The organism is Rhizobium sp. SRDI943, from assembly GCF_057653695.1.
Genome location: NZ_JBYGKN010000005.1, coordinates 62,823 through 78,502 on the forward strand (window position 1 = coordinate 62,823; position 15,680 = coordinate 78,502).

The 15,680-nt window shown below is 59.7% G+C and carries 22 protein-coding genes; 16 read left to right on the forward strand and 6 right to left on the reverse strand.

Annotation, left to right across the window (positions count from 1 at the left end; translation table 11 throughout):
* The first annotated feature begins 41 nt into the window (after positions 1 to 41).
* The 3 genes from AC245Y_RS35240 to AC245Y_RS35250 all read left to right on the forward strand — a co-directional run bounded on the left by AC245Y_RS35240 (position 42) and on the right by AC245Y_RS35250 (position 2,358).
* Positions 42 to 638, forward strand: a complete 597-nt coding sequence (locus tag AC245Y_RS35240) for a 2-hydroxychromene-2-carboxylate isomerase (RefSeq protein ID WP_017997712.1) — start codon at positions 42 to 44, stop codon at positions 636 to 638.
* Positions 639 to 764: 126 nt separating this feature from the next.
* Entirely contained in the window at positions 765 to 1,688 is a 924-nt protein-coding gene (locus tag AC245Y_RS35245) for a fatty acid desaturase (protein ID WP_026157761.1), read from the forward strand.
* Between the two features lie 334 nt (positions 1,689 to 2,022).
* Positions 2,023 to 2,358 (forward strand): hypothetical protein, encoded by a 336-nt coding sequence (locus AC245Y_RS35250; RefSeq protein ID WP_157628399.1) that lies wholly within the window; start codon positions 2,023 to 2,025, stop codon positions 2,356 to 2,358.
* Positions 2,359 to 2,419: 61 nt separating this feature from the next.
* On the opposite strand, the gene AC245Y_RS35255 is transcribed toward AC245Y_RS35250, so the two are convergent.
* The 3 genes from AC245Y_RS35255 to AC245Y_RS35265 form a co-directional block, all read right to left on the reverse strand.
* A complete protein-coding gene (locus tag AC245Y_RS35255) occupies positions 2,420 to 3,040 on the reverse strand; it encodes a helix-turn-helix domain-containing protein (RefSeq protein ID WP_017997708.1) in 621 nt (206 codons plus the stop codon).
* On the reverse strand, positions 3,030 to 3,215 hold the full coding sequence (locus tag AC245Y_RS35260) for a hypothetical protein (protein WP_017997707.1): 186 nt from the start codon (positions 3,213 to 3,215) through the stop codon (positions 3,030 to 3,032). The genes AC245Y_RS35255 and AC245Y_RS35260 overlap by 11 nt, the downstream gene beginning before the upstream one ends.
* A 171-nt stretch (positions 3,216 to 3,386) precedes the next feature.
* A complete protein-coding gene (locus AC245Y_RS35265; RefSeq protein WP_487762889.1) occupies positions 3,387 to 3,581 on the reverse strand; it encodes a hypothetical protein in 195 nt (64 codons plus the stop codon).
* A 62-nt stretch (positions 3,582 to 3,643) separates the two neighbouring features.
* Between AC245Y_RS35265 and msuE the strand changes: the two genes are divergently transcribed.
* The 7 genes from msuE (at position 3,644) to AC245Y_RS35300 (ending at position 6,629) form a co-directional block, all read left to right on the forward strand.
* Positions 3,644 to 4,204 (forward strand): FMN reductase, encoded by a 561-nt coding sequence (gene msuE / locus AC245Y_RS35270; protein ID WP_017997706.1) that lies wholly within the window; start codon positions 3,644 to 3,646, stop codon positions 4,202 to 4,204.
* A 10-nt stretch (positions 4,205 to 4,214) separates the two neighbouring features.
* A complete protein-coding gene (locus AC245Y_RS35275) occupies positions 4,215 to 4,412 on the forward strand; it encodes a hypothetical protein (protein WP_017997705.1) in 198 nt (65 codons plus the stop codon).
* 134 nt (positions 4,413 to 4,546) lie between these two features.
* Positions 4,547 to 4,723 carry a hypothetical protein gene (locus AC245Y_RS35280; protein WP_017997704.1) on the forward strand — a complete coding sequence of 59 codons (177 nt, stop codon included), beginning with the start codon at positions 4,547 to 4,549 and terminating at the stop codon, positions 4,721 to 4,723.
* 13 nt (positions 4,724 to 4,736) lie between these two features.
* Positions 4,737 to 4,886 carry a hypothetical protein gene (locus AC245Y_RS35285; protein ID WP_017997703.1) on the forward strand — a complete coding sequence of 50 codons (150 nt, stop codon included), beginning with the start codon at positions 4,737 to 4,739 and terminating at the stop codon, positions 4,884 to 4,886.
* A gap of 70 nt (positions 4,887 to 4,956) precedes the next feature.
* Entirely contained in the window at positions 4,957 to 5,538 is a 582-nt protein-coding gene (locus AC245Y_RS35290) for an RBBP9/YdeN family alpha/beta hydrolase (RefSeq protein WP_026157760.1), read from the forward strand.
* A gap of 11 nt (positions 5,539 to 5,549) precedes the next feature.
* Complete coding sequence (locus tag AC245Y_RS35295) at positions 5,550 to 5,858, forward strand: hypothetical protein (protein ID WP_003555672.1); 309 nt, start codon at positions 5,550 to 5,552, stop codon at positions 5,856 to 5,858.
* 3 nt (positions 5,859 to 5,861) lie between these two features.
* The gene (locus tag AC245Y_RS35300) at positions 5,862 to 6,629 is read left to right on the forward strand and encodes a gamma-glutamylcyclotransferase (RefSeq protein WP_017997700.1); all 768 of its coding nucleotides are present in this window, start codon (positions 5,862 to 5,864) and stop codon (positions 6,627 to 6,629) included.
* A 24-nt stretch (positions 6,630 to 6,653) separates the two neighbouring features.
* Here AC245Y_RS35300 and AC245Y_RS35305 read toward each other — a convergent pair whose 3' ends face one another.
* From AC245Y_RS35305 to tauA, 3 genes are read right to left on the reverse strand one after another with little or no spacing between them, the layout of a single operon-like run.
* Positions 6,654 to 7,508: an ABC transporter permease subunit gene (locus AC245Y_RS35305; RefSeq protein ID WP_003555670.1), complete on the reverse strand. Its 855-nt coding sequence runs from the start codon at positions 7,506 to 7,508 to the stop codon at positions 6,654 to 6,656.
* Complete coding sequence (locus AC245Y_RS35310) at positions 7,505 to 8,293, reverse strand: taurine ABC transporter ATP-binding protein (RefSeq protein ID WP_003555669.1); 789 nt, start codon at positions 8,291 to 8,293, stop codon at positions 7,505 to 7,507. Before AC245Y_RS35310 ends, AC245Y_RS35305 begins: the two co-directional genes overlap by 4 nt.
* A 56-nt stretch (positions 8,294 to 8,349) precedes the next feature.
* Positions 8,350 to 9,363, reverse strand: coding sequence for a taurine ABC transporter substrate-binding protein (tauA, locus tag AC245Y_RS35315; protein ID WP_017997699.1), 1,014 nt, complete (start codon positions 9,361 to 9,363; stop codon positions 8,350 to 8,352).
* Positions 9,364 to 9,579: 216 nt separating this feature from the next.
* On the opposite strand from tauA, the gene AC245Y_RS35320 reads away from it, so the two are divergent.
* From AC245Y_RS35320 to AC245Y_RS35345, 6 genes are all read left to right on the forward strand, one after another.
* Positions 9,580 to 10,941 carry an FAD/NAD(P)-binding protein gene (locus AC245Y_RS35320; RefSeq protein ID WP_017997698.1) on the forward strand — a complete coding sequence of 454 codons (1,362 nt, stop codon included), beginning with the start codon at positions 9,580 to 9,582 and terminating at the stop codon, positions 10,939 to 10,941.
* Between the two features lie 202 nt (positions 10,942 to 11,143).
* Entirely contained in the window at positions 11,144 to 11,836 is a 693-nt protein-coding gene (locus tag AC245Y_RS35325) for a GntR family transcriptional regulator (protein ID WP_003555665.1), read from the forward strand.
* Positions 11,837 to 12,246: 410 nt separating this feature from the next.
* Entirely contained in the window at positions 12,247 to 12,849 is a 603-nt protein-coding gene (locus tag AC245Y_RS35330; protein ID WP_003538313.1) for an amino acid synthesis family protein, read from the forward strand.
* Between the two features lie 14 nt (positions 12,850 to 12,863).
* Entirely contained in the window at positions 12,864 to 13,709 is an 846-nt protein-coding gene (locus AC245Y_RS35335) for an alpha/beta fold hydrolase (protein ID WP_017997697.1), read from the forward strand.
* Positions 13,706 to 14,641: a flavin reductase family protein gene (locus AC245Y_RS35340; protein WP_017997696.1), complete on the forward strand. Its 936-nt coding sequence runs from the start codon at positions 13,706 to 13,708 to the stop codon at positions 14,639 to 14,641. Before AC245Y_RS35335 ends, AC245Y_RS35340 begins: the two co-directional genes overlap by 4 nt.
* Complete coding sequence (locus AC245Y_RS35345; RefSeq protein ID WP_017997695.1) at positions 14,638 to 15,678, forward strand: LLM class flavin-dependent oxidoreductase; 1,041 nt, start codon at positions 14,638 to 14,640, stop codon at positions 15,676 to 15,678. Before AC245Y_RS35340 ends, AC245Y_RS35345 begins: the two co-directional genes overlap by 4 nt.
* Positions 15,679 to 15,680: the final 2 nt, after the last annotated feature.

Consider the following 15,680-nt stretch of genomic DNA (forward strand, 5'->3'; position numbering starts at 1 on the left):
ATTCGACGCCAGAACAATCACCTCGCAGGGAACATGCATCAGTGACCAAATCAGTAGAGTACTTCTTTTCGATCGGCTCACCCTGGTCCTATATCGGCTTCGACGCCTTCGCCGAACTTGCGGCGAAGAACGACGTCGTCATCACGCCCTATCTGACGACGGTGGTCGAGGAAAATGGCGGTATCTTTTCGCGCAACCGCCCGGAGATCCGGCGCGCTTATTGGACGCGGGACCTCAAGCGCTGGGCGCGCGTGCGCGGCAAGGAACTGCGGCTCGAACATCGCCCTGATTTGAGTGATCCGACGCCAGCGTCCCTCTTCGTGATTGCCGCCTATCTCGACGGACAGGATTGGATCGGCGTTGCCCGCGCCCTGCAGCATGCCTTCTGGAGCGAGGCGAGGGATATCGGCAAGCCCGACGTGCGCGAGGCGATCGTGACATCAGCGGGTTTCGATGGCGCAGCACTCCTCAGACGACAAGCCGACGACGATGTCCAGAACAAATGGTCGGCGGACCGCGTGCATGCGCGCGACAGCGGCGTCTTCGGCTTTCCCACCTATGTCTATGATGGCGAGATCTATTGGGGACAGGACAATTTGCCCTTCCTCGAACGTCATCTTCACGGCGACAAGCCTTAGGCTTGGACTAAGCAATCCAGCCCCCGCAGACGGATTTTTTCAGATAAGCCTATAAAATAGATGGCTTTATTCTCTACTCCTGATGCCCTGCGATAGATTGGTGTGGTTGATGGGGAAATCACGCGCCTGCTCGACAGGACTTCGCAAGCCGCCGGAAACATTGCTTCCAGGCGTTCGACGGAATGGCCGACCGTCATTCTCGCACTCGTCATCCACGGCGGATTTCTCGCGCTGACATGGTGGTGGCAATCATTGCCGCTGATGGTGGCCGTGATCGCAGGAGGCTGGTTGATTGCCTGGCACGGATCCCTTCAGCACGAAGTCATTCACGGCCATCCGACGGGAAACCAAGGGATAAACGACGCGATCGGGTCGATACCGCTGTCACTGTGGCTGCCTTATCCGATCTATAAGGAAAGCCATCTGGAGCATCATCGCGACGAATATCTGACCGATCCGATCGAAGATCCGGAATCTTCCTATTTTACCAAGGCTACCTGGGAGCAGCTTGGCGCCACCGGCAGGTTGCTGGCGCGGTGGAACACCACCCTGTTCGGCCGTTTGACTATCGGTCCTGTCGTGATGCTGTTGAGTTTCCTTGGACAGGAATGGCAGCAGATACGGGCGAACGAGCCGGGACAACGTCGGATTTGGGCAATGCACGGCATCGCCGTTGCCGCCGTCCTTTTCTGGGCGATGGTCGTTTGCGGCGTGCCGCTGTGGCTTTATCTCGCTTTCGTCTATACGGGCGCTGCGATGACGCGGCTCAGATCCTATGCCGAGCACAGATATGCCGAAAGCCATGAGGAACGCACCGCCATCATCGAAAACAGCCATCTCTTCGGCTTGCTGTTTCTCTACAACAATCTGCACGTTCTCCATCACCGCCGGCCGGGCATCTCCTGGTATCGCCTCCCGGCGGTCTATCGCAAAAACCGCGAAACGCTGGTCCGCTCGAATGGCGGGCTTGTCTATGATGGCTATTGGGACATCGTGCGCCGGTTTTTTCTGAAGCCGCACGACGACCCGACGCATCCTCATCATTCATAACAGGTACGGCGCATCGTATCCGGGGTCACCGGCTGAGCCGCCAATGCCATCGCCACGTCTCAGCTTTGCTGGGCGTGGGTCCAATCGCCTTTGCTGAGGTGCGTCGCGCGAAGCAGCAGGCGCTGGCCGGCGAAGCGCGCGTCGTTCCGCTCGAGCGATGATAGCGGACGGAATTCTGTTATCTTGGCAAGATTGCGCCATCCCATCGAAACCGTTCCATTCTATTGGAGGAAAAGATATGGGAAGATTTTTTTACATTGTTTGCTGCAATTAGTTCTTTTATCTCCCGGTTCATTGAAACGCGAAACGCCGCTGTATTGATCGGAGAGAGACAATGAACCCCGCCATGAACATGATGCCGATGATGAACAACATGATGCCTGCCATGATGAACCCGATGATGGGTGGAATGATGCCGATGGGCGGCATGCCCATGATGAACGGCGCGATGATGCCGATGATGGCCTCCATGCCGATGATGATGATGATGGGCTCCATGAAATGCACCATGACCGCCGAGGGCATGGTCTGCGAAATGAAGCCGATGGAAGGCATGGACAAGGACATGTTCATGGAATGCTGCAAGCGCATGATGTCGATGATGTCCGGCGGCATGCCCGTGATGATGAACTGCGGCGGCATGATGATGTGCTGCATGATGGCCGCCTGAGCCATCCGCCTCTCAAAGGAAACGACCAGGAGCCTCCGGAGACGGGGGCTCTTTTTTTGCATCAGACGCGAACGTCTTCGAGATAGGTCGTAACCAGATAGAGGATTGCTTCCGTTCCCGTCATGTTTCGGTAGATATGGGGCACGTCTGCATCGAAGATGATGGCGTCGCCTTCACCTAGAATATGCGGTGCCTGCTTGCCGGCAATGATTTCGACGGTTCCTTGGGCAACGACCAGATTTTCGACTGTTCCATGCTGATGGGCATCGGCACTTTCTGTATGGTGCGGAGCGATCCTGAGCTCGTAGAATTCCACCTTTCTTTCGCCTTCGAAGGGGAAAAGAGCCCTTGTCCGGAAGCGCCCTTCGGAAGAGGCGAGGATCTTCGATCTTGCTCGCGGTACGGCAATGATCGAGGTTTCGCCGCGTTCGGCGATCAGCGCGGCGCACGGAATACCAAGAGCAAGTGCGATCTTCGAGAGAATGCTTAACGTCGGGCTGCTTTTACCCGTTTCGATTTGCCCGAGCATGGCACGGCTGACACCGGCGATCTTTGCCAGCCGGTCCAGGGAGTAGCCGCGGCGGGTGCGAATGCGCCGCAGATTCTGTCCTGTCTGAACCGTGATCTCCTCGGCGGTGTCTCTGGCTTCGCCGTCGGGAAGAAGCGCTTGATCAGACGCCATATCCCGCAATGCCCATTGCCATGACCGGGACAAAACCCCAATACGGCACCCACATCAGAACCGGCTGCATCGCAAAGGATACGGGTGCGGCCGCCTTAAACGCATCGGGCGCATCTTTGCTGCGCGATTGCCGGTATGCCTGGAAATCGATGACATCAGCCGTCTGCACTGGCATGAAAAGCTCCTGCTAAAATCTATAAGAAGCGTATATTTTCCGCAGGGAAAAGGCAGGGTTTGTCATCCAATCATTCCGCTGAACCGGAAATCTTATACCAATTATATTCGCCCTTGCGGCAAAGCCATTTATGGCGGGCAGTTTGCAAGAGCTCTCGCCGGGCTCGAGACATCACGATGCCGCCCGCATCAGCGTCTCCAGAAGCAGCCGAAAAGTCGCCTCCCTGCCTTTCTTCCCGCACGCGCGATCGCAGATGCCGAAGCGGCCGCCAGATCGTCGATCGCTTGTGACGATCGCCATACAGCTTATGCGTGCTCGATCGGCGGCGAACGTTTTTTTCAACCAGGCGAAGAAGGAGAGACGCATGTTTCTTTAATCTATCAATTTTGTAGACAATAGTTGAGGCAACACAAAGAGAGGAAAAACCAATGTCAGCTTTCAAACTCGTCGGCATTGCTGGCAGCTTCAACCGTCCATCGAAGACATTGGCACTCGTTCGGCATGTCGCCGAACGTGCGGGCATTCGCTACGGATTTACCAGCAAGACCTACGATCTCAATGATGTCGGTCCGTCGCTCGGCAGCGCCTTGTGGCGCAAGGATCTCGACGCGCAGGCCAGGCATGTCGTCGACGAGATCGTCCAGGCCGATGCCCTGATCATCGGCTCGCCAACCTACAAGGGCTCATATCCCGGCCATTTCAAGCACCTGATCGACCTGATCGACCCCCACGAACTTCGGGGCAAGCCGATTATCATCACGGCGACCGGCGGCGGTGACCGGCATGCGTTGATGGTCGAGCATCAGCTTCGGCCGCTGTTCGGGTTTTTCATGGCCCACACCTTGCCGACCGCCGTTTATGCGTCCGATCGCGATTTCACAGACTATGCGGTCTCATCCGACCCGCTGTTGGCCCGCATCAACGACGTGATCGGCGAGTTGGCGGCCTTCTTTCCCCGCGCAAACCCCGCCTTGGCGGCAGCCGAGTAGGAGTGCCGCGATGGCTCGATCTCAGGAATCAACGATCACCGATGCGGAACGGCCGGGGCCAAGCGAGCAATTGTGGAGCGTCTTCGAGTTCGCCCGACGATATCGTCTCGCCAAACGCGAGGAGAACCGCCTGTTGATGCTTTTCGGACCGACGGCATCGCTTCACGTTCTTCTCGCCAATGCACAACGACACTCGCTGATTTCGTAGAGCAATTCCAACAAAACTGTACAGCGGTTTTGCGTCCGGAATTGCATGAAAACAAAGAGATGAGCACTTCCGCAATTCGAAGAAAAACGGAAATGCTTTAACCGAGGAATACCGGTTCCTGACAGGAGGTTCGCATGAAGCTTGATTTTCAGTTCTGGCTGAAGCTTTCGATCGGCCGGTTCCTCGGCCTGAAGCCGCCCGCTGCACGGGAGCCGGTAAACGGATTGTTCGCGCGGGACGACGAGCGCGACCGGTCCGCCCGCGAATACGAACTCCATTATTGGGGCACCATGCCCGGCCTTTGGTATTGAGGAGAACGGCGCGATGGCGATCGTCGTTGAGACCGACCTGCGTCGGGGCGGTGCGAGAAGAGCGGAAGGCAGCGTCATGTCGCATTTCAGGCATGCGGCCGGAATCTGCACGATCGTCAGCTCCTTCACATTCCTGTTCGCCCTGGTGATCGGGTGGATCTGATGAGTGATGTCCGATGTTTGCCCCAATCGAGAAAAAGGCCGACGCGCAGCTTCAAAGAGGAAGCCGTCAGATGATCGACGTACTTATTCTTCCCGGGCTTTTCGGCTCGGGAGAAGGGCATTGGCAACAGCATTGGCTGCAGGATCAGCCGGGCAGTCGTCTAGTCGCTCAGGACGACTGGGACCATCCGAACCTTGACAACTGGCTGCTGCGATTGGAAGGCGCGCTTGAAGAGGCCGGCGAGGCCTATCTGGTTGCCCACAGTCTCGGATGCCTGCTTGCCGCCCGCTTGGCCGGGCGAAGTGCTGCTCGCCGCGTCAAAGCAGCATTGCTCGTTGCTCCATGCGATCTACCGGTCACGGAAAACCTGCATCCCGGGCTTATCTCGTTTGGCGCCATGCCCACGGCGCCTTTGCCTTTTCCGAGCATTGTCGTCGGCAGCATGAACGATGCGTACATGACGGTCGATCGGTTGACCCTGTTCGGCCGCTTGTGGAACACAGAGACCAGGAATATCGGCCTTGCCGGGCACATCAATGTCGCCAGCGGCTTTGGCCGCTGGCGCAGCGGCTACCGATTGCTGGAGGGCTTGAAGACGCAAACGCGCGGTCGAAGGCATGTCGTTTCCATGCCGCCGGCTTTTGCTATGTGAGTGGAATCGCCATGTCCGACATTGTCGCCGACCTGCTGCGCCTAAGCGAAGATCCGAATGCCGACCCGAGGACCAAGCGCCGCCAAACCATGGAGCGGCTGGTGCAGACGCTGCTCGCCATGGCAGATACCGAAATGGGATCAGAAGATCCGCAGCACCGCCATTCCATCATTCATTTGACGACGATCATCCGCGAGATGACGGGAAGGATCGCAGAGGCCGATGATGCGACGTTTTCGGCAATCGTCAGGGAGGCCGCGATGCTGATACGCAGCCTGCAGCGGCGCCAGGCCGATGCGGCCAGATTTACGGTGCACTGACGCATGACGGATATCCGGGAGCATAAGCTGGTGACGGCCCGGGAAAGCAAACTTTTGCTGACCGGATCAACAATGGCTCTGACGGACGAGCTCGTATCGCTGAGCCTTCGCCCCGCGATCGATGTCGGCCCGGAGCCACACCGAAAACCGCTGACCGAAGCGGAGGTGGAGATGCTCGCCAACCGGCTTCTTCACGAGTCTACCGGCGCGCCGCTTTGGATCTTCGCCTATGGATCATTGATATGGAAGCCGGACTTCGATGCCGTCGAATCGCAGCATGGCGCGACAAGAGGGTGGCATCGCTCCTTCTGCCTGCAGATGACCCGCTGGCGGGGAACGCGGTCCCAGCCGGGCCTGATGATGGCACTTGATCGCGGTGGACGATGCAACGGCGTCGTCTTCAGGCTTGCCGATGATGACCGCCTTGGCCAGATTCGGCGGTTGATCCGCCGTGAGGTCGGCACGATCGAAGACGCAGCGACGGTGCGCTGGATCCCGGTCGCAACCGCGCATGGGCTGGTGCGTGCGCTGGTCTTTTGGGCTGGTCCCAAAGGCGAGCGTGTTTCCCGCAAATTGCCGCTGGAGACGGTGGCGCAGGTACTTGCGAGAGCCTGCGGGCACATGGGCTCCTGTGCCGAGTATCTGTATCTGACGGTGAAACATCTGGAAGAACGTGGCATCCGGGACCGCAATTTATGGCGGCTTCAGAAGCTGGTCGCAGCCGAGCTCGTCGCCATACACGGGCTGAATGCGGCGGCGGGAAACCATTGAATATCACTCCCTGCCGCCCTCCGGTCAGAGCTTGCCCTTCCAGGGCACGAGGTACGCCTCCAGAAACCGGATTGCGGCCGAGAAGGTGAACGCGCAGATCGCGATGATGCCGATACCGACGAAGACGACGTCGGTCGCCAGGAACTGTGAAGCCGACATGATCATGAAACCAATCCCGCGCGTAGAGGCGATCAATTCAGCTGCAACCAGCGTACCCCAGCCGACACCGAGCGCAATTCGAATGCCGGTGAGAATCTCCGGCAGGGCCGACGGCAGCACGATATCAAGGAAGAGCTGCAGCCGGCTCGCGCCCAGCGAACGCGCGGCATTGACGCGCTCGATCGGCAGCGCACGGACGCCGGCCTGGGCCGAGAGGCAGATCGGTGCGAACATCGCAAGCACCAGCAGCGTGATCTTCGACGTCTCGCCAATGCCGAGCCAGATGATCATCAGCGGCAGGTAGGAGAGCGGCGGAAGCGGCCAGTAGAATTCGATCGGCGCGTCGAGCACCCCTTTTGCCCATCGGTTTAGGCCCATGAGCAATCCGAGTGGGATGCCGGCGGAGACGGCGATCAGGGCGGCGACGACGATGCGGAACAGGCTTGCAAAAACATGCTCGGACAGCGACGCACCTGCGTAACCGTCGCGATAGATGGCGCCGATCTGTGTCAGCACCTCGTCAGGACGCGGCAGAAACAGGTGTGGAACGACACCGAGCGCAGAGACGACCCACCACAAAAGCAGTATGGCCAGCGCTGTCGCAATGCTGATGGCCACCGTCGATTTCTCGCCGGCTCCAAAGCCCGCCATTTTCACCAGCTTGACCTGATGGTCCTCTCTACCCGCCGCAATCGGCGGTGCCTGCACTATATCGCTCATGCGGCGCTCCTGAGGTCTTCGGTGCTGTGGAGAATGGCGCGGATCTCCTCGCGCAGCTCGGCAAATTGCGGTGACGCCTTGATTGATCGGGCGTCGCCGGTTTCGGCGAAGCGGCGAACGAAATCCAGATCGAAGCGCGCCACGACGCGCCCCGGTCGAGGTGACATGACCAGGACCTGCGTGCCCAGGAACAAGGCCTCTTCGATCGAGTGCGTGATGAAGAAGACCTTCTTTGCCGTCTTATCCCAGATGGAAACCAGCAGTTCCTGCATCTGCTCGCGCGTCAGGCTGTCGAGTGCGCCGAACGGCTCGTCCATCAGCAGGATGTCGGGATTTGTTGCCAGAGCCCGTGCGATGCCGACACGCTGGCGCATGCCGCCCGACAGCTCGTAGGGAAAAGCGCCGGCGAATTCGTCGAGACCGACGAGCCGGAGCAGCTCCAGGGCGCGCGCTTGGCGCTCCCTGCGCTTGACCCCGGCGAATTTCAAACCGAGCGCGACATTGTCGATCACCGATTTCCAAGGCAGCAGCGAGTCTTTCTGAAAAACGACGCCGCGATCTGCGCCGGGTTGTTCGACCGCGCGGCCATCGAGCGTGATCCGGCCATCCGAAAGCGGAAGGAAGCCGGCAATCGCGTTGAGAAGGGTTGATTTGCCGCATCCCGAAGCGCCGAGTGCGACGACGAAGCCCCGTTCGGGAATATCGAAGGAAACGCGATCGAGCGCGTGAACGGTTCGCCCGTCGCGGGCTGCGAAGAAAACGCTGGCGTGATCGACTTTAAGCATGTTGCCGCTCGCAAGTTCGATGCCGGCGCGGTAAGCCGCGCCGGCGCTGGGGAGGATCAGTTGCTGACGCCGGTGAGGGCATCTGCGGTGACGAAGGCGCCATAATTCGCCTGTACATCGGAAACCTTGCCCTGTTCCTTCAGGAACGATGCCGTGTCCTTGAGAATCTTGCCGGCACCCGCCTTTTCGCCGCCGCCGAGCCAGGCATCCGATGCCTGGACCTCAGGTGTCAGAAGCGTGAGGTTCTTCAGGGCCGATGCCTGCTGGTCGGCTGTTCCGCCGAGAAGCTTGGCAAGTGATTTGGCGTTGTCGCTGTCGGGACCCCAGGCGGATTTGTCCGATGCGAAGGAGGCGTAGTATTTGTTGATGACCGAAGCGAAGCCCTTCAGAAAGTCCGGGTTGTCAGCGGCAAATTTCGAGGTCGCGACCCAGGCCGAGAATGTCGGCGCACCCTTGTCTGCCACGTCCTTGGAGGTGACGAGAACCTTCCCGTTCTTCTTCAGTTCGGTGAGCGCCGGATCCCAGACGAAGCCGCCATCGATATCGCCGCGGTTATAGCTGGCGACGATCTCAGGCTGAGGGATTGCGAAGACCTGAACGTCTTTTTCGGTCAGGCCCAGCGATTTGATCAGCGCCAGCAGCTGATAGTGGTCCGTGGATACCGGTGCAGCAGCAAGCTTCTTGCCCTTCAGATCATTCAGGCTTTCGATGCCGGAACCGTTGCGGACGACCAGAGCCTCGTCGATGCCCGAGATGGAGGCGAGGTAAAAGGCCTTGACCTCGAGCCCGCGTGATACCGCAGCCGCAAACGGGCTGGAGCCGACATAGCCGATCTGGACGTCACCGGAGGCAATGGCCGCAAAGATTTCGGCGCCGGAATTGAACCTGCGGAAGTCGATGTCGTATCCCGTCTCCTTGGCGAATTCACCATTGGCGATCGCCACGGAAGACGGCAAGGCGTCGGTCTGATAGGCGACAACGACCTTCTTGTCCGCCGCTTCGGCGACAACAGCCGTTGCAAAAGTGCCGACGCCGACGGCGATCGCGGCAACCAAATTCCTGAAATTCATCTTGAGCCCCTTTGTTCAGGGCCGGACGGCCCTTGATCTCACCCTCAAAAGCGTAATGGTTGGGGAGGGGCTAGCGGGAGAAATAACAAACTATATTTATAGACAATAGAGATAATTGTTTCGTGATTCTGCCGCTTGTGCGATCAACAGGGACCGGCGAGCGACATTGGGCTTGAATGACGAAATATCTCGATGACGCTCTGAGCTTCAGGGAGAATGTATTTGGCATATGATGTTATCGTGGTCGGTTCCGGTTTTTCAGCGATAGCGGTTACCTGCAATCTCATCGAGCAGCTTCCCGCTTCGGCGAAGGTCGCCGTCGTCGGCGACGATCCTGGTTTCGGCCGCGGGACGGCTTACCGGACGGAGCTCTATCTCCATCGCCTCAATGTTCCGGCCGGCCGCATGAGCCTTTTGCCGCATCAACCCGACGACTTTGTCGACTGGCTTAAAAGCCATGGCCGTCCGTTGCAGGCCGGCGATTTCGCCTCGCGCAGCGATTATGGTCTTTATGTCCGCGATACGCTTGCACGGTTGCTTCGAAAGCGGGACGGCCGTTGCCGGGTCGATTTCATCAAGGCTAAGGCAGCGGGATGCGTGGAACGTTACAGCAGCACGCTGGCCTTCCATCTCGGCAACGGTGACGAGATTGCCGGGAAGACCGTGGTGCTCTGCCTCGGCGTCGGGAACGCGACCCTTCCGGTCGCTCCGGACGGAATTCCGCCATCGCTGCGATCTCGGATCATCGAGAACCCGTGGCGGCTTTCGTGGCTGAGGCGCGTCGCACCATCCGATGCGGTGTGTATCCTCGGATCCGGCCTGACGATGATCGATCAGGTGCTGGCGCTTCGCGCCCATGGCCACCGCGGCAGGATCGATGTGCTTTCGCGGCGCGGGCTCGCACCCCTCGGGCACGCTTGGAAGCCGCCAGTGCCTCTGCCGATCGACGTCGAGAAGCTTCCGGATACGATCAGCGGCATATTGAAGACCCTGCGGGGAAAGAGCAGGACGGTTGCCGACTGGCGAGCCGTGATGGACGGTCTGAGGCCTGCAACGCAAGCTCTCTGGCAACGGCTTTCGGGCGAGGAACGTGCACGATTCCTCAGGCATGCGCTTCCCTGGTGGAACATCCACCGTCACCGGGTCGGGCCTGACGTGTTCGACAGGTTTGAGAAGCTGGTCTTAGACGGAACTGTTCGTTTCCACGCAGGCTTCATGAAATCGCTCGGGGCCGAGGAGGGCCGGCTTGTTGCCGGCTACAGGGTCAGAGCGGCGCGCGAGATCGCCGAGATCAGGGCGGACTGGCTCGTCAATTGCACGGGAATGGAGCGGGCCGGGATCAGTCATTCACCGCTTTTGAAGGAAATGAGCCGCTTCGAGTTGATTGCCCCCGATCCTCTTGGCCTCGGGATCCAGGTGGATGCCGCTTCCGAGGTGATAGCCCCGTCCCGGATGTCGCCGGCCCGACTATTTGCGGTCGGTGCCCTCACGGCGGGGCAATTCTGGGAGATTACCGCCGTTCCGGATATCCGGGTGCAGGCCAAGGCCGTGGTCGAAGAGATCGTTTCAAGAGGCTAGCTCCCGACGCGTCCGCAGCAGATCAAAGGTGCTGCAACGTCCTTTGCGCGTCTGAAAAGGCGAGCGGCGCTATAGGTCGGCACAGCGCTTGTTGAATTGCCGGGCGCCGACAGCTACAGTATCTGGTACGCCATAATACGATTCTTGCATTCGGCTGCCGCGGCGGAAGTTGAGCGTGCAAAGTCCAACACTGAGGTACAGAATGAGCGGCGCTCTAAAGGACGCAATTAGAGTCGAGCGTCCTGCAAAGACCTTGCGGGAATTGGCGCTCGACAAGGTCCGCGAAGCCATCGTCAACGGATATTTCCGTCCCGGAGATCGCCTTGTCGAGCGTGACCTCTGCGCCCAGCTCGGCGTCAGCCGAACAGTCGTGCGCGAGGTTCTGAGGCATCTGGAATCGGAAGGGCTTGTCGCCAATCTGCCGAACAAGGGGCCGATCGTCGCGCAGCTCGACATCGGGGAAGCCAAGCAGATCTATGAGATCCGTGGCGCGCTGGAAGGCATGGCGGCGCGGCTGTGCGCGGAGCGCCGCAGCCCCGAGATCGTCGCTGCGCTGGAGGAATCTCTGGCCGGGATCCGCAACAGTTACCGCGATAACGATATGGCGGCTGTGCTGACGAACACCTCTTCCTTCTATCATACGCTGTTCACGATGGTTGACAGGAACGTTGCCTGGGGTGTCGTCAATCTTCTCACCGTGCGCATCAACCACCTGCGCTCGATGACGATCAAGACGGAGAGACGCGGCATCGAAGGCCCGCTGCAGATGTCGAAGATCGTCGACGCCATCCGCCGCGGCGACGGCGAGGGGGCTTACCGGGCGGCGATGGATCACGTCGCCGCCGCGAGCGCGATTGCCGAAGCGGTGCTGTCGGGGAAGAAGCCTGCCGACTAGGCACGAGCGGCCCGTGCCGCTTCCCCGCAGGCCTGGCAAAGCGCTCATCTCAGCTGTCGATATCACTCCATTCGCGATGATGTTCCGCGCAATTTAGCGGAACCCATACTCCGCGCTTGACACCCAACTTTGTCCAATGTGATGGTATGCCATATTAAGTAATATGTAAGGCGGTAGCATGGACTGGGATGACCGTGACTTCTGCACTCGGCCTGCCTCCACGGGCGCCGCCATGTCGTTTGTCAGCTGACAACGCGCTGACGGGAAGAAAGCGCTGCCCGGTGGGTCGAAGGGCGCACGCGCGGCAAATCGAAAAACTCGCCTTGGCCTAAACTGCTCCTCGAGGGAACCAACTTGACACTCATATATTATGGTATACCATAATACGAAATTGAGAAATGAGGTGCTCGATGGCCATTCAAATTCGCAAGACGGGACTGCAGATCGAAACGACGCTGATCGAAGGCGGCAAGGCCGCGGCGGTTCCGCTGAAGCTGTTTACCGCCTTCGCGGTCGTGAAGAATCCCTGGGCCGGTCGCGGCTTCGTCGACGACCTCAAGCCCGAAATTCACGCAGGCGCTCCGGTGCTCGGCGAGTTGCTGACCAAGATGATCATCGATGCGGTCGGGTCCGGCGAAGCTGTCGAAGGATATGGAAAGTCCGCTGTCGTCGGCCTGGACGGCGAAATCGAACACGGATCCGCGCTTATCCACACGCTGCGTTTCGGCAATTTCTATCGCCAGGCCGTCGGCGCCAAGTCCTATCTCGCCTTCTGCAACACACGCGGTCCGGCCAATGCGCCGATCATGATCCCGCTGATGGACAAGAACGATGAAGGCCGCCGTTCGCATTACCTGACCATCCAGACGTCGATCCCCGACGCGCCTGCTGCCGACGAGATCGTCGTGGCTCTCGGTGCTTCGATAGGCGGGCGCCCGCATCACCGCATCGGCGACCGCTACCAGGATCTGAAAGACCTGGGGCAGGACGTTGCCAATCCTGCGGGCGTTTGAAGGAGCGCTCTGAGATGCTGACGGCCGGATCGACCACACGCACCGCTGCAGCAACAAACGCCGCCGGTGCCTTGCCCCGAAAAAGGACGGCAAGCGGAACGGCCTATCACGAGGCCGGCAGCGGTGAGCCGCTGGTTCTCATTCATGGCGTCGGCATGCGGCTGGAGGCCTGGGCTCCGCAGATCGCATTCCTGTCTGCGGGCCATCGCGTCATCGCCGTCGATATGCCGGGACATGGCGAGAGCGCAAAGTTGCCGGCGGGCAGTCGGCTCGAGGAGTTCGTCGACTGGTTCGGACGCTTTCTCGACGAGATGGCAATCGACACGGCAAATGTTGCCGGACACTCGATGGGCGCACTGGTTTCAGGAGGGGCGGCCGTGACCTTTGGCGAGCGGATCAGCCGCGTCGCCTACCTCAACGGCGTCTACAGGCGTGATCCTGAAGCAAAGGCCGCCGTGCTTGCGCGCGCCGCGGCCATTCCGGTATCGGGCGTCGACAAGGAAGGCCCTCTGGCCCGGTGGTTCGGCGATGATGCAGACAGCGTCACTGCGCGTGAATTGACGCGAAAATGGCTGAACCTCGTTGATCCCCAGGGCTATGCCGTCGCTTACGCCGCCTTTGCGGGAGGAGACGCGACCTATGCTAACGGCTGGAAAGACGTGGCTGGTCCGGCCCTGTTTCTGACGGGGTCCGATGATCCGAACTCGACGCCCTTGATGGCGACGCAAATGGCAGAGCTTGCGCCGCAGGGCTACGCTCGCATCGTCGAAGGCCATCGTCATATGGTGAACCTGACCGCGCCTGATATCGTCAATTCGCTGCTCGCTGAGTGGCTGTCGTTCGGGGAGGATGAACGATGACAATCCAGACTGTCGACCCAAGAGCACTGCGAGATGCATTCGGGGCCTTTCCGACCGGGGTGACTGTCGTCACCGCCTGTGACGGGGATGGAAATCCGATCGGCTTCACAGCGAACTCCTTCACCTCAGTCTCGCTTAATCCGCCTTTGCTGCTCGTCTGCCTTGCCAAGTCGTCGCGCAATTTCGCCACCATGACCGGAGCACAGCACTTTGCGATCAACGTGCTTTCGGAAACGCAGAAAGACGTGTCGAACACCTTTGCACGCCCGGTCGAGGACAGGTTTGCGGCGGTCGAGTGGGCGAAGGGATCGGCAGGCTGCCCGATATTCTCGAACGTTGCGGCCTGGTTCGAATGCGCCATGGAAGAGGTCATCGAGGCTGGCGACCACGTCATCTTGATGGGGCGCATCGAAGCTTTCGACAATAGCGGCCGCAACGGTCTCGGCTATGCGCGTGGCGGTTATTTCACGCCGACGCTCGCAAGCAAGGCGGTGTCCGCGGCAAGCGAAGGCAATATGGAACTTGCAGCCGTTGTCGAACGCCGCGGCGAGGTTCTGCTGCTCGGCGAAGATGTGCTCTCCCTGCCAGGTGTCGATGCCCATGACGGCAGTCCGACCGAGACGCTGCAAAAATACCTGGAAACGCTCACCGGGTTGAAAGTCAGCATCGGCTTTCTCTATTCGGTTTATGAGGGCAAGAGCGACGGCAAGCAGCACATCGTCTATCACGCCGTTGCCGGAGAGGGCGAGCCTGCCGGCGGCAGGTTCCTGAAGCCTGACGCATTGGTTGCGGCAAAGTTCAAGACCAGTTCGACTGCCGATATCGTCAACCGTTTTGCGATGGAAAGCTCGATCGGCAATTTCGGCGTCTATTTCGGCGACGAGACCGGCGGCACTGTTCACCCAATTCCAGCCAAGGACGCAAAAGCATGAAGTTCTCCCTCTTCGTCCATATGGAACGGCTCGACGCCAGCCAAAGCCATAAGATCCTCTACGAGGAATTCGTCGCGCTTTGCGAGATCGCCGACAAGGGCGGCATGCACGCGATCTGGACCGGTGAGCACCATGGCATGGATTTCACCATCGCGCCCAATCCGTTCGTGACCATTGCCGATCTGGCGCGCCGCACATCGCGGGCACGGCTCGGAACGGGGACGGTGATCGCCCCCTTCTGGCATCCGATCAAGCTTGCCGGCGAGGCGGCCATGGCCGATATCATCTGCGATGGACGACTCGACATCGGTATCGCGCGCGGGGCCTATTCTTTCGAATACGAGCGTCTGCTGCCCGGTCTCGATGCCTGGGGCGCCGGCCAGCGCATGCGCGAGCTCATCCCGGCGGTCAAGGGCATATGGGCCGGCGACTACGCCCATGACGGGGAATTCTTCAAGTTTCCGTCGACCACGTCGGCGCCGAAACCGCTGCAGCAGCCGAACCCGCCCATCTGGGTGGCAGCGCGCGATCCGAACTCGCACGAATTTGCCGTCGCCAACGGCTGCAACGTTCAGGTGACGCCCCTCTGGCAAGGCGATGACGAGGTTCAGTCGTTGATGGAGCGCTTCAACGACGCCTGCGCCAAGCATCCCGAGATCGAGCGGCCCAAGATCATGTTGCTGCGCCATACCTATGTCGGCTCGTCGGCGGACGATGTCGCCCAGGCCGCCCATGAGCTCAGCGTCTACTACAATTATTTCTTCGCCTGGTTCAAGAATGAGAAGCCGGTTACCCAGGGTCTGATCGAACGTATCCCGGACGAACAGATCAGAGCAAACGCCATGCTGTCGGACCAGGTCATGCGCACCAACAATGTCGTTGGTGACGCTGAGACCGTCATCGCCCGGCTCAAGGCGTATGAAGCACTCGGCTACGACGAATATTCCTTCTGGATCGACACCGGCATGAGCTTCGAGCGCAAGAAGGCGTCGCTCGAACGCTTCATCACCGAGGTCATGCCGGCATTTCAGGAGTAACA

Coding starts and splice junctions, on each gene's coding strand:
- AC245Y_RS35285 (WP_017997703.1), top strand. CDS start 4,737: ATGGCGATCGTCGTTGAGACCGACCTGCGTCGGGGCGGTGCGAGAAGA.
- AC245Y_RS35275 (WP_017997705.1), top strand. CDS start 4,215: ATGGCTCGATCTCAGGAATCAACGATCACCGATGCGGAACGGCCGGGG.
- AC245Y_RS35305 (WP_003555670.1), bottom strand. CDS start 7,508: ATGAGCGATATAGTGCAGGCACCGCCGATTGCGGCGGGTAGAGAGGAC.
- AC245Y_RS35330 (WP_003538313.1), top strand. CDS start 12,247: ATGGCCATTCAAATTCGCAAGACGGGACTGCAGATCGAAACGACGCTG.
- AC245Y_RS35290 (WP_026157760.1), top strand. CDS start 4,957: ATGATCGACGTACTTATTCTTCCCGGGCTTTTCGGCTCGGGAGAAGGG.
- AC245Y_RS35320 (WP_017997698.1), top strand. CDS start 9,580: ATGTATTTGGCATATGATGTTATCGTGGTCGGTTCCGGTTTTTCAGCG.
- AC245Y_RS35300 (WP_017997700.1), top strand. CDS start 5,862: ATGACGGATATCCGGGAGCATAAGCTGGTGACGGCCCGGGAAAGCAAA.
- tauA (WP_017997699.1), bottom strand. CDS start 9,363: ATGAATTTCAGGAATTTGGTTGCCGCGATCGCCGTCGGCGTCGGCACT.
- AC245Y_RS35310 (WP_003555669.1), bottom strand. CDS start 8,293: ATGCTTAAAGTCGATCACGCCAGCGTTTTCTTCGCAGCCCGCGACGGG.
- msuE (WP_017997706.1), top strand. CDS start 3,644: ATGTCAGCTTTCAAACTCGTCGGCATTGCTGGCAGCTTCAACCGTCCA.
- AC245Y_RS35335 (WP_017997697.1), top strand. CDS start 12,864: ATGCTGACGGCCGGATCGACCACACGCACCGCTGCAGCAACAAACGCC.
- AC245Y_RS35260 (WP_017997707.1), bottom strand. CDS start 3,215: ATGCCAGTGCAGACGGCTGATGTCATCGATTTCCAGGCATACCGGCAA.
- AC245Y_RS35280 (WP_017997704.1), top strand. CDS start 4,547: ATGAAGCTTGATTTTCAGTTCTGGCTGAAGCTTTCGATCGGCCGGTTC.
- AC245Y_RS35340 (WP_017997696.1), top strand. CDS start 13,706: ATGACAATCCAGACTGTCGACCCAAGAGCACTGCGAGATGCATTCGGG.
- AC245Y_RS35250 (WP_157628399.1), top strand. CDS start 2,023: ATGAACCCCGCCATGAACATGATGCCGATGATGAACAACATGATGCCT.
- AC245Y_RS35295 (WP_003555672.1), top strand. CDS start 5,550: ATGTCCGACATTGTCGCCGACCTGCTGCGCCTAAGCGAAGATCCGAAT.
- AC245Y_RS35255 (WP_017997708.1), bottom strand. CDS start 3,040: ATGGCGTCTGATCAAGCGCTTCTTCCCGACGGCGAAGCCAGAGACACC.
- AC245Y_RS35265 (WP_487762889.1), bottom strand. CDS start 3,581: ATGCGTCTCTCCTTCTTCGCCTGGTTGAAAAAAACGTTCGCCGCCGAT.
- AC245Y_RS35325 (WP_003555665.1), top strand. CDS start 11,144: ATGAGCGGCGCTCTAAAGGACGCAATTAGAGTCGAGCGTCCTGCAAAG.
- AC245Y_RS35345 (WP_017997695.1), top strand. CDS start 14,638: ATGAAGTTCTCCCTCTTCGTCCATATGGAACGGCTCGACGCCAGCCAA.